We start from the raw sequence: 12,035 nt of genomic DNA, 5'->3' as shown, positions 1-12,035 counted from the left end.
CACGTTCTTATACATTATTATATAGCTTAAGCCAAGGCATATTCGCCCTTAAAACGTTTTTATCAAGCGAAATAATATCTACCCCCTGAAAAAAATAAAATTGCAATCAGAGGCTATTTAAGCCACAATATTTGCTGGTCTGATTTTATACTCAAATGCACAGGGCGTCCCTGCCCGGATGAATCATTTTTGAACGTATTGTGGAAAAAATTTGTCAGGCCAGCCAGTAACCAAATTCCAAACGGAGTCTTTCCATGGCCACCACCTTTGAAGTCAACAAGACAATCAGTGAAATCAACGAACGAATCAAGAAAGGTAAGGCTGTAGTCGTCAATGCTGAAGAAATGGTCGAAATCGTCCGTTCTAAAGGCAAGGTTGAAGCAGCCAAAGAGATAGATGTAGTTACCACCGGGACTTTTTCTCCCATGTGCTCTTCCGGCATGTTTTTCAACATCGGGCAGGTTCCGCCGCTTATCAAGACTTCCGAGGTCTGGCTGAACAATGTCCCCTGTTATGCAGGATTGGCCGCTGTAGACTCCTATATAGGCGTCACAGAGCCTTCTGACGATGATCCCTTGAACAAGGTTCATCCCGGACGCTTTGCTTACGGTGGAGGGCATGTAATCGAAGATCTCATTGCCGGTAAAACCGTTCGTCTCAAAGCCAAGGCATACGGTACTGACTGCTACCCTCGCCGTGAGATTGAAAAAGACGTATCCCTGAAGGACCTCAAGGATGTATCCATCCTTAACCCGCGCAACTGCTACCAGAACTACAATGCCGCGGTAAACATGACCAGCAGGACCGTCTACACTTACATGGGACCGCTTAAGCCCAACCAGCGCAATGTTAACTTTGCCACTGCCGGGCAGCTTTCCCCGCTTTTTAACGATCCTTACCTGAAGACCATCGGTATGGGCACACGTATTTTCCTTGCCGGTGCTAAAGGTTACGTTATCGGAGCCGGAACCCAGCATGTGAAAGCACCGCAGCGTAATGAGCGCGGTATTCCGCTGACCCCTTCCGGAACACTTATGCTCAAGTCCAGCAATGTAACTGAAATGGATTCCCGCTATTTCCGCGGTCTGAGTTTCCCCGGTTACGGCTGCACAGCTTCCATCGGCGTAGGTATTCCCATCCCTGTTCTGAACGAGGAAATTGCGTGGTTTACCGGTGTATCCGATGAAGATATCCAGATGCCCGTAAAAGATTATGGTTACGATTACCCCAACGGTGTAGGTAACATTCTTGCCCACGTAACCATGCAGGAACTCAAGTCCGGCTCAATCAACCTGAACGGTAAGGATATCCCCACCGTTCCGTTGACCAGTCACTCCATCTCCCTTGAGGTTGCCAACAAGCTTAAAGACTGGATTCAGAAAGGTGAATTCCTGTTGAGTGAGCCTGTAGAAGAGATTGAGTCCGAATAAATAAATATAAAAATAACAGTGTCTTCTTAATCCGGCAGAAATTTTTTTCTGCCGGATTTTTTTGGAAAGGAACTTATGAACACTAAAAGTTTTAAAGCTGATATTTTACTGTTGATCACAGCCGTTATCTGGGGTGCTGCATTTGTGGCCCAGCGGGTGGGAATGGATTATATGGGGCCGCTTACTTTCAATGCGGTTCGCTTTGCATTGGGTGCTGCTGCCCTGCTGCCGTTAATCCAGCGTATTGATCGCGAAAAGAAGAAAGACGGTACTTATCAGGAAGTTGATAAGAGAAGCTTCATCAAGGGCAGTTTAATTGCCGGGGGAGCCCTTTTTCTTGGAGCTACTTTCCAGCAGTGGGGACTTGTTTATACAACAGCCGGAAATGCAGGATTCATCACCGGATTATACGTTGTATTTGTTCCCATAATGGGCCTTTTTTTCAAGCAGAAAACAGGCTTGCCTACTTGGATAGGTGCAGTACTGGCTGTGATAGGTATGTATCTGCTTTCCGTTAATGAAAGTTTTCATATTGAAATGGGCGATCTGCTTGTTCTTATCTGTGCGGTGTTTTTTGCAGGCCATGTAGTTGTTATTTCCCTGCTGTCCAGTAAAATTGATCCGGTAAAATTCGCCGCAGGGCAGTTCGTAGTCTGTTCAGTGTTCAGTTTTATGGGTGCATTTTCGCTGGAAACAATGACTTTTGCCGGAATCTGGGCCGGAATTGTGCCCATTCTTTACGGTGGACTGATGTCTGTAGGTGTAGCCTATACTTTGCAGGTTGTGGCGCAGCAGGAAGCCAAGCCCGCACACGCGGCAATTATCCTCAGCCTTGAGTCAGTATTTGCAGCACTTGCCGGATGGCTGTTGCTCGGCGAAATATTGACCACACAAGGATTGATAGGTTGTGGATTGATGCTTTGCGGTATGTTGTTGTCGCAGATTAAGTCTTAGAATTAAAAAGGGGTGATGTTCATGAACATCACCCCTTTTTTTAATCCCATTTCTTCTTCAATAAAAATTTATACGACCTCACTCCGTGAACCATATCTGCCAGTATTCTGGGCATGGATTTGAACATCATTTTAAACGACATGTGTTTTAGGAGCGGCTGGGAATAGAACAGGGTCCAGCGTAAGCGGTTGGAATAGCGTAGTTCGGGGAATACATATTTTTCCAGACGTTCCAGATAAAACTTGTCCGGAGCTTTGTTCTCGGTGATTCCGCGGGCAATGGATTCTGCTGCGTAACGTCCGGTCTGAAGAGCGTAAAAGATACCTTCACCAAATAGCGGTTCGACCAGACCTGCTGCGTCCCCGGCGAGGAGAGTGCGGCCGAAGCAGGGATTTTCCATGAAGTTTCCGTAGGGCAGGGGGTAGCCCTGCATGTGAAGTGATTCAGGATTATCAATGCCTTGCGAACGCAGGAAATCCATGTAGGTTTTCTTAAAATCAGTGGTGCATCTGGTTAGAGCACCAATGCCGGTGACTACCTTTCCTTTAGCCGGGAAAACCCAGATATATCCGGCCCTAAGATGACCGATATAGAGTTCCGGCTTGGTCACTTTGCGCGGGAAATCTTTTTCATCGAAAATAATTTCGATGGTAGCGGCCATGTTATCGCGCCATTTTTTCTTATTGTAAGGAACTGATCGGCGGATGGTTGAATGTACACCGTCTGCTCCAAGTAGATATTTTCCTTTGAAAATCCGGTTTGATGCGGTTTTAATTTCAGCAACCTGATAGTTGCATTCTTTGATTTCCTCACCGGTGAATATTTGTGCTCCGGCATTTGCGGCTTTTTGTAGAAGGAAGTAATCAAAATCTACCCGATCCACAAAGCGGAAGGGTATTGATGATTCAGCGTCACGGATGTTGTAGTCTCGGTAATTGATGGAATATTCCGGCGATTCAAAATTGATGATCCCTTGCTCTTTAAGGCAATCCACATTACAGCCGAAAATTTTATTTAATACTTCAGTAGCCTTGTAGGTAAGAAGACCGCCGCAGAGTTTTTTTCTGGGGAACTCGGCCTTATCAATCAGTGCTACTTTAAAACCTTTACCTGCAAGGATGGTTGCGGCTGTAGAGCCTGTGGGACCAGCCCCTGCAATTATGACATCGAATTTACCGGACACTTTGACTCCTGAAAATATGTTCACAACCGGGATTATCTGCTTGATTAAGTTGTGATTTTATATCGCCTAGAGAGCACTTGGGCAAGCAAGACCGTACAAAACTTATCGGAATATGAAGAAAATAGAAGCAATAATATTTGATTTCGATGGAACACTGGCCGAATTAACCATTGATTTTGATGAGATGAAGAAGCGTCTCAAGGCTTTGGGCAGTGCATTTCTTGATCCTTTACCGGAAAAAGATGTTCCTGCTCTTGAATGGGTGGATATTATAGCTGATTGCCTGGCCGAGGAAGATCCTGAGCTTGGTAAGGAGTTTCATACCCGCTGCCGTTTTTTAATCATCAGTATGGAAGTTGAAGCCGCCCGTAACGGCAAGCTGTTTCCCTTTACCTGTGATATGTTGAACGGTTTGCGTAATTCAGGAATTAAGACTGGAATTATCACTCGCAACACAGCTGCGGCGGTGCGGGAACTGGTCCCTGAGATCAACAAACTTTCAGGATGCTTTCTCTCTCGCGAAGATGTTCAAAACGTAAAACCTCACCCGGAACATTTATTCAAGGCTCTTGAGGTTATCGGGGTATCGCCGGAAAATACATTAATGGTCGGTGATCATCCTATGGATATTGAAACCGGCAAGAGAGCTGGTGCCATGACTGCCGGTGTGGCAACAGGACGGATGTCCGTAGAAGAACTTCAGAAAGCTGATCCTGATTTCGTAGCTGCAAATTGTGCAGAACTTATTCAACTGCTCGAAAAAGATGGATTAGTTGTAAACAATTTGTAGTTTAAAAATGTTCAAAACATTATTTTTGCTCCTTACAAGAAGCATTCAAAGCACAGAAAGAACCGGGACTATGTTCTTAACCCAAGTTGTTGTTTGGATGTCGCTGTAAGAACATAGCATAATGATGACTGATTATGATGTTTCTTTTTGTGCACAACTGAAATAAGTTATTGAAATATAATGATTAATTATAAACAATTAGTAGTCATAAATTGTTCAAAACAAAAGGGCGCAGTATCAATGAAGATACTGCGCCCTATGTTTTTGAACATATTATTTAAGCTAAATAGTAACCAGCTTGTAGTTACGTGAACCCAAACCGATTTCTTCAGCATATCTGAGTCCGAAAGAATCCGGTGTGTCAGGTGTAAGGGCTTTGAATTTGTCGTCACCCTGACTCAGGCCGTCAGGCAATCTGCTGGGGTAGAGCGGAGGTGCTGCATTGATCATATCGAGAGCCGCCTGATCGACAGCAACAGGGTCGGATGAGATCATGACACCGAGATCGGGACAGATGGGTGCATCACTGTAGCCGTGGCAATCACAGTCCGGAGTGATGTTCATAAGAAAGTTGATGTGCATGGCTGGACGTTTGAGATGGTCCAGAATGGCTTTGTTGTATTCAATCAACCGCTTGGTGAATATTTCCACGTCGCTTTTCCAGTCGATGGAGATTGCACCATAGCGACAGGACAGAAAACAGCGACCACAGCCTGTGCATTTTCCACCCATTATGATCTTACCATCATCATCAATATCGAGTGCTTTAGCTGCACATTCGGTTATGCAGACACCGCATCCGGTACATTTTTCAGGATGAAGGTGAGGCGCGGTGGAAACATGGACGTGCATTTTACCTTTTTTTGAAGCGCAGCCCATGCCTATATTTTTTATGGCTCCGCCATATCCTGCCAAGCCGTGACCTTTGACATGGTTAAGGGTTACCATCATGTCAGTTTCCATGAACATGCCGCCTACATGGGCTTCAGATATATACTTGCCGTCATAGGGGATGGTTGTTTCATATTCACCGCGTAAGCCGTCAGCAAACATGACCGGGGCACCGACGACATTTGGATCGTAACCGTGACGCGCTGCCAGCAAGCCGTGGGAAACAGATTCTCCGCGTTCACCTACATATAGTGTACTGGTGTCTGTGAAATAAGGTTTGGCTCCGGCTTTTTTCAGGAAATCTACGATAGGACGCAGATTGAGGGCATTAAGGTACCCGGTGTTTCCGCTTTCGCCGAAATGTACTTTCAGAGCAACAAGGTTGCCCGGATCAATAATAGCATTCAGACCGGACTGCTTGAGCAGTTTTTTCATCTTCAAAGCATGCGGAGATTTGCGTGTTGTACGCAAATTCCAGAAATATACTTTGGACATAACACTTCCCCCTGTATTTACGAAAATATGTAAATCATTTCCCTGACTGTTTTTGCGGGTTTAACCTATAATTTGCTTTGGGTATTGTCTATTTTAAAAACTGCAGAATTAAAGCATAAATTTGTACATAAATGATCGGGTAGCTTTCAGCTCCCAGTTGATTTATATAACGAAGAGAATGAGATAGGGAATGCGGGTAAATTGATTATTCAGGAGTTTTAAAATGCACTTACTCAAAAGGGTTCTGGTGACCGGCGGAGCGGGATTTCTGGGAACGCATCTTTGTGAGCGGCTGCTTGCTGATGGGTGTGATGTTATCTGTGTTGATAATTTTTTTACCGGGACCAAGTCCAATGTGACTCATCTTTTGAGAAACCCTAATTTTGAAATAATCCGGCATGATGTAACTTTTCCGCTCTATCTTGAAATTGATGAAATTTACAATCTGGCCTGTCCGGCTTCACCTATTCATTATCAGCATGATCCGGTGCAGACCACCAAGACCTCCGTGCATGGTGCCATCAACATGCTCGGTCTCGCCAAGCGCACCAGAGCAAAAATTTTTCAGGCCTCCACATCCGAAGTCTACGGCGATCCCGAAGTGCATCCTCAGCCGGAAAGCTATGTAGGCAGTGTAAATCCCATCGGCCCCCGCTCCTGCTACGATGAAGGCAAGCGTTGTGCTGAAACACTTTTCTTCGACTATTACCGTCAGCACAAAGTAAACATCAAAGTAGCCCGTATTTTCAACACTTACGGCCCCATGATGCATCCCAATGACGGCCGTGTGGTTTCAAATTTCATTACCCAAGCCCTGCTCGGAAAGCCTATCACTATCTATGGTGACGGCTCGCAGACCCGTTCATTCTGTTACGTAGATGACATGATCGAAGGTTTCCTGACTCTTATGGCAACTCCTGATGAAGTAACCGGTCCGGTCAATCTTGGTAATCCGGTTGAATTTACTATTCGCGAACTGGCAGAAAAAGTAATTGATTTGACCGGATCAAAGTCGGAATTGATTTTTGAACCCCTGCCCGGTGATGATCCAAAACAGCGCAAGCCTGATATTTCACTGGCCAAAGAATTGGGCTGGGAGCCAACTATCCAGTTGGAAAAAGGCTTGGTCAGTACAATTGAATATTTTAAGACTCTGGATCTGGAAGCTATATTTAAATAGAAGCACTTCGCGATTTGTTTACAATAAACAAAGGCCGCAATATCAAAGTTGATATTGCGGCCTTTGTATTTAATTATTTTCAAATAATTATTTTTTATAAATAGCACCAGTAGATGCTGAAGTTACATTCTGGCTGTAGCGCTTGAGAAATGCGGAGGGCATTTCTTTTTCAATGGGCTTGAATTCAGCGCGGCGTTTTTCCATCTCAGCTTCATCGAGCTTCACGTTGATGGAACGTCCGGGGATGTCGATTTCAATTACATCACCGGTCTGGACCAGTCCGATAGCACCGCCGGAAGCCGCTTCCGGGGAAACGTGCCCGATGGCTGCACCGCGGGTACCGCCGGAGAAACGTCCGTCAGTGATCAGGGCTACGTCTGCACCGAGTCCCATACCTGCGATGGCGGAGGTGGGGGTCAGCATTTCACGCATACCGGGGCCGCCTTTGGGTCCTTCATAAAGGATCACCACGGCGTCGCCTTTGACGATCTGGTTGCCGAGGATAGCTTCAACAGCTTCTTCTTCGGAATTAAAGACCTTGGCGTTGCAGGTGCGTTTCATCATTTCAGGTGCCACTGCGGACTGCTTAACTACACATCCGTCTTCAGCAATGTTACCGAACAGAACCGCGATACCACCCTCAGTGGAGTAAGGATCATCAACAGGACGTACAATCTTGTGGTCTGTGATTCCTGCGTTGAGTTCCTTGAGGTTCTCACCAACAGTTTTACCGGTAACGGTCATCGGGTCGAGCTCGATGCGTCCGGTCTTGGAAAGTTCAGCCATAACGCCCTGAATGCCGCCCGCTGCGTTAAGGTCTTCGATGTGGTCGGGACCGGCAGGGGAAAGCTTACAGAGGTTGGGGGTGTTGCGGCTGATTTCATCAAATACGGTCAGGTCCAGCTTGAGGCCTGCTTCGTTGAAGATGGCGGGCAGGTGCAGCACGGTGTTGGTGGAGCAGCCCAAAGCCATATCCATGGTTACCGCGTTCTTGAGGCTTTTCTCAGTAACGATGTCGCGCGGTTTGATGTCCTTTTCGAGCAGGGTCATGATCTGGGAACCAGCTGCTTTTGCAAGGCGGGTGCGTTCGGCCATAACTGCTGGAATGGTGCCGTTACCTGGCAGGGCCAGACCGATGGTTTCGGAAAGGCAGTTCATGGAGTTGGCAGTGAACATACCGGAACAGGAACCGCAAGTGGGGCAGGCGCTCTGTTCGAGTACAGTAAGTTCATCTTCGGTCATGTTTCCGGTCTTAACCTGACCAACGCCTTCGAATACGGTGATAAGGTCTACTTTTTTGCCGTCTTTGCGACCTGCGAGCATGGGACCGCCGCTGATTACGATGGTCGGAATGTTCAGGCGCAGGGCAGCCATGAGCATGCCGGGTACGATTTTATCGCAGTTGGGGATGAGCACCAGAGCGTCAAAAGGATGCGCGGTAGCCATGATCTCGATGGAGTCGGCAATGATTTCACGGCTGGGCAGGGAATAACGCATGCCCGCGTGGTTCATGGCTAGACCGTCACAGACACCGATGGCAGGAAATTCCATGGGAACACCGCCGGCTAGACGCACGCCGTCTTTTACCGCACGGGTGATGGTGTGCAGATGTACGTGACCGGGAATGATCTCGTTGGCAGCGTTACAGATACCGATCAGCGGACGGTTAACTTCGTCCTTGGACAAGCCCAGTGCGTAAAGCAGGGAACGGTGCGGGGCTTTCTCCAGCCCTCCAGTCATTTTTTTACTTCTCATAAGTGATGTTTCCTCTTAGGTGCCTCCGGCGGCCCTGCCGGGGGCCTTAAACCCTTTTTGTAAAAAGGGTTTAAGAATCCCAAAAACTTTTAGTTGGGGTTCGGGTTTTAGGGTTTAAATTTGTGCTTTTGGAAATTTCTATCAAACAACAGTCAAATAAATATACTTTACTTACATACTGTTATTATTGTTTTTTTTTCTTATGTGGGACTTCAAGTCCTGCTTCAGTCAAATGGTAGTCAAATAATTATGAAAGTCTGTGGATTGAAATCTTAAGCCCAGCATGGGATGTATTTTCTTCCCCTATTTCCTGCTGTTGACTCATGGTATTTGATTAATCCTGTTTCTAGAGCTTCTTTAATTAAGCGTGAGACCATGGCACTGTTTTTACTTTCAATCCCAAAGCGTTCACGTAGAGAGGCGTTAGTCATTGGTTTGCGATTTACGTAATGCAGACATGCGTGAAGATAGCATGCTCTAATACGATCATCTTTATCCATGTCTTTAAATTCCTTATATGAAAATAATACTACCCTTAAGTGTTCGTCCGTAATTTCAAAAAGAGGGGCCGGAAGTTGATAAATTTCAGTTTGAAAGACGACTTTATCAATACCACTGCCACGTTCTTCACAAATACCTACACGCCTCATAAATGAAGCTAAAGATTCATTTCTTGATTTTGGCGGGCTATCTAAAAAGCGCTGAGTGTTTACTAGCGGTATTCCGGGGTTAGTTATTTCCATGCGATCCGAAAAAATCTCAACCATGGGTCCGGTCCCGGTTGCATGGAAATCTTGATGGATGATTGCGTTTGCTATTAACTCGCGTATTGCCAGTTCAGGAAAAACAGGGACATTCTTGCGAAGAGCTTTACCTATAATTTCATTGCTGGGCAGCATATTAGTTATGAATTCAATTAAACCTTCAAAACCACTCGCGTACCCCTTGGATCCTTCCTGTTCTTTAATTGTAGAAATGCGGCTGTCTCCATCGTATTGAATAACTCGCACACCTTTTCTTCTCAGCGTGTTAAAGCTCGCAAGTTTTTTTGCAAAAAGAACGGCGCCTAAATTAGTGATACTCCATTTGCCAGAATCTGTTGCTACGATCATTTCGTCCGCAGCTAGGGATTCAAGTATGCCGTTACGTCCTTCGGGAAGAGGGGCGGAAAGGAGGTCGAAATATGCAGGATAGTCTAGTAGTTTGATAACGTCGTCAGCAGTAATATTTTCAGCAGCTATTTCTTTTTCAAAAGGAGTGTTATCAAATATTCTCCAAAGTTCACGTTCTTTTTCAGGAAAGTCCTTTAAACGTTTTTTATATGAGCCGACTCTGATGAATTCAGTTCCTTTAAATTGAAGAGGGTGTCGAAAAGCCGCGCCAATTTCTAGCAAGACAACTTTAAGATTATCTACCTCAAAGGAATAAAATTTAAAATTGATTTTTGGTGCCAAAGATCGAAGTAACCAGCTTTCGAGTTCTTCATTACCAATTTTGGTTTTATTGGGGTTGAAATTAGTACCTAAAATATCGTGCGATTTATCATCGATACCCCAAACAAGATATGCGCACACTTTACCTGAAAGGGCTGCTGAATTAGCCAAGGCAGAAATATATTCACCCAAACTATTTTGGTTAGCATAGTTGTGCTTGAATTCCAGCCATTCTGTTTCATTCGGTTGCTTACGCAGCTCCTGAAGAAGGCTCAGTAAATCATCGTGAGATAATTCAATAGTCATGGAAACCTTAGTGGAAAAATCCTGATTGTTCAGGAGTGAATTTTTAATTCTTAACAGCCACAAAGCTGCTCAGCATTCCGATCAGGGTGACGGTTCCTGCCAGTATAAGGCATTGTTCTGGGGGCAGGAAGGTCAATTTCATGAATAGCGGCGGAAAGTTCAGGATATCTGTGAAAAATTGCTGGGCAGCGTAAAGGATACCTAGGGCTGTTGAACTTCCGACGAGTCCGAGCAGTGCCCCTCCGGTTAGGAGCGGAAGGCGGATAAACCATTGCTTGGCACCCACTAGATATAGGATTTCTATTTCATCTTTGCGGGTCATGAGTGAAAGGCGCATGGTGTTTCCGACAACCAGTGCGACTATCAGGCCGAGGAAAGCGATGATGGGCCAGACTATGGATTGGGTCAGGCTGATCCAGCCCCTTGCAAGGTCAATCTGCAGAGGATTGTAATGCACCTTGTCCACAAAGGGAAGTGCTTTAAGGTCATGCAGCAAATCTGCGGCCCAACGTTCATTTTCAACACCCTGTTCTACGGAAAAAGAAAGCAGGGCGGTGGGCGGCAGAGGGTTCCTTGATTTACCGAGCCATGAGAAATCTCCACTGTCGCTTAATGCTTCTGAAAGCTGCTTTAAGGCGTTTTCCGGGGTGAATGTACGGATGTCTTTCAGACCTTCAATATTGCGTAGGTCGGCCCATTGCTTTTCATAATCTTCAGCCGGTGTATTTGAAGCCCAGAACATCTGGATTTCAACCTGCCCTTTACTCTTGAGGAGTTCCTGATTGACGTTATGCAGGGTGAGCATGAACAATCCGGCCATGATGGAGACCATGGTCACAGCCACAAGGGTGAAAATATTAGCCCACGGGTGCAATCCCAGATCGCGGATACCACGGCCGATGAGCCTGAAGAAAAGTGCTAACATGGGCAGAGCTCCGAGGTAAGGTATTCCGGTGGTTCGCAGAGCTGGCCGTCTTCAAGGTGGATGATTCTGGCTTCAGGTACACAGCGCAGAATTTCACGGCTGTGGGTTGCCATGACTACTGTGGTTCCATGAGTGTGAAATTGTTTGAAAACATCCATCAAATGCAGGGAAAGTTCAAAGTCGAGGTTTCCGGTAGGTTCGTCGGCAATGATCAGTTTGGGATTGACCACCATTGCCCGGGCAATGGCTACACGCTGCTGTTCACCTCCGGAAAGACTGCTGCATTTGGAGTAGGTTTTCTTTTCAAGTCCGAGAGCGCGGATAATAGCCCTGACCCTTTTATCCACAACTGACTTGGGCATGCTGCGGACTGTAAGAGCGAGGGAAACATTTTCGTATACTGAGCGGTTTGGCAGGATCTTGAAATCCTGAAAGACAACACCAAGCTCACGGCGCAGCATGGGAATCTGACCGCGTTTAATATCATGCAGATCGTATCCGGCAACAGATGCCTGACCACGGGTGAGTGGCAGGGCACCGTAAAGCAGACGCATAAGGGTGGTTTTGCCTGCTCCGGAATGTCCGGTCAGGAAGATAAATTCCCCTTTTTGGATATGCAGGGATACATCTTTCAAAGCCCAGTTGGAGCCGAAGTTGTATGAAAGCCGGTTAAGCCGGATCATTTAATTCACC

The 12,035-nt window shown here is 46.1% G+C and carries 10 protein-coding genes; 4 read left to right on the top strand and 6 right to left on the bottom strand.

Going from position 1 to position 12,035, the window contains the following annotated elements:
* Positions 1-254 precede the first annotated feature (254 nt).
* Together ACNI23_RS15110 and ACNI23_RS15105 are read left to right on the top strand one after the other, a co-directional pair.
* The gene (locus ACNI23_RS15110; protein WP_420249922.1) at positions 255-1,430 is read left to right on the top strand and encodes a homocysteine biosynthesis protein; all 1,176 of its coding nucleotides are present in this window, start codon (positions 255-257) and stop codon (positions 1,428-1,430) included.
* A 75-nt stretch (positions 1,431-1,505) separates the two neighbouring features.
* Entirely contained in the window at positions 1,506-2,384 is an 879-nt protein-coding gene (locus ACNI23_RS15105) for a DMT family transporter (RefSeq protein ID WP_420249920.1), read from the top strand.
* 40 nt (positions 2,385-2,424) lie between these two features.
* Here ACNI23_RS15105 and ACNI23_RS15100 read toward each other — a convergent pair whose 3' ends face one another.
* Positions 2,425-3,567 carry a geranylgeranyl reductase family protein gene (locus ACNI23_RS15100; RefSeq protein WP_420249918.1) on the bottom strand — a complete coding sequence of 381 codons (1,143 nt, stop codon included), beginning with the start codon at positions 3,565-3,567 and terminating at the stop codon, positions 2,425-2,427.
* A gap of 112 nt (positions 3,568-3,679) precedes the next feature.
* Between ACNI23_RS15100 and ACNI23_RS15095 the strand changes: the two genes are divergently transcribed.
* On the top strand, positions 3,680-4,357 hold the full coding sequence (locus ACNI23_RS15095; RefSeq protein WP_420249916.1) for an HAD family hydrolase: 678 nt from the start codon (positions 3,680-3,682) through the stop codon (positions 4,355-4,357).
* Between the two features lie 282 nt (positions 4,358-4,639).
* Here ACNI23_RS15095 and ACNI23_RS15090 read toward each other — a convergent pair whose 3' ends face one another.
* Positions 4,640-5,743, bottom strand: coding sequence for a DUF362 domain-containing protein (locus tag ACNI23_RS15090; protein WP_420249915.1), 1,104 nt, complete (start codon positions 5,741-5,743; stop codon positions 4,640-4,642).
* A 223-nt stretch (positions 5,744-5,966) separates the two neighbouring features.
* On the opposite strand from ACNI23_RS15090, the gene ACNI23_RS15085 reads away from it, so the two are divergent.
* Positions 5,967-6,923, top strand: coding sequence for a UDP-glucuronic acid decarboxylase family protein (locus ACNI23_RS15085; RefSeq protein ID WP_420249913.1), 957 nt, complete (start codon positions 5,967-5,969; stop codon positions 6,921-6,923).
* Between the two features lie 87 nt (positions 6,924-7,010).
* Here the strand turns inward: ACNI23_RS15085 and ilvD are convergent, their stop codons facing one another.
* From ilvD to ftsE, 4 genes are all read right to left on the bottom strand, one after another.
* Positions 7,011-8,678 carry a dihydroxy-acid dehydratase gene (gene ilvD, locus ACNI23_RS15080; protein ID WP_420249911.1) on the bottom strand — a complete coding sequence of 556 codons (1,668 nt, stop codon included), beginning with the start codon at positions 8,676-8,678 and terminating at the stop codon, positions 7,011-7,013.
* 272 nt (positions 8,679-8,950) lie between these two features.
* Positions 8,951-10,417 carry an ATP-binding protein gene (locus ACNI23_RS15075; protein ID WP_420249909.1) on the bottom strand — a complete coding sequence of 489 codons (1,467 nt, stop codon included), beginning with the start codon at positions 10,415-10,417 and terminating at the stop codon, positions 8,951-8,953.
* A 43-nt stretch (positions 10,418-10,460) separates the two neighbouring features.
* Positions 10,461-11,342: a cell division protein FtsX gene (locus ACNI23_RS15070; protein WP_420249908.1), complete on the bottom strand. Its 882-nt coding sequence runs from the start codon at positions 11,340-11,342 to the stop codon at positions 10,461-10,463.
* Positions 11,336-12,025 carry a cell division ATP-binding protein FtsE gene (gene ftsE / locus ACNI23_RS15065; protein WP_420249906.1) on the bottom strand — a complete coding sequence of 230 codons (690 nt, stop codon included), beginning with the start codon at positions 12,023-12,025 and terminating at the stop codon, positions 11,336-11,338. The genes ACNI23_RS15070 and ftsE overlap by 7 nt, the downstream gene beginning before the upstream one ends.
* Between the last annotated feature and the right edge of the window lie 10 nt (positions 12,026-12,035).

It is taken from the genome of Maridesulfovibrio pacificus (SeqCode) (assembly GCF_048612815.1).
In the GTDB taxonomy this organism is placed as follows: Bacteria; Desulfobacterota; Desulfovibrionia; order Desulfovibrionales; family Desulfovibrionaceae; genus Maridesulfovibrio; species Maridesulfovibrio pacificus.
Note: the sequence above shows the minus strand (reverse complement) of the source record. Positions and strands in the feature narration are given on the sequence as shown.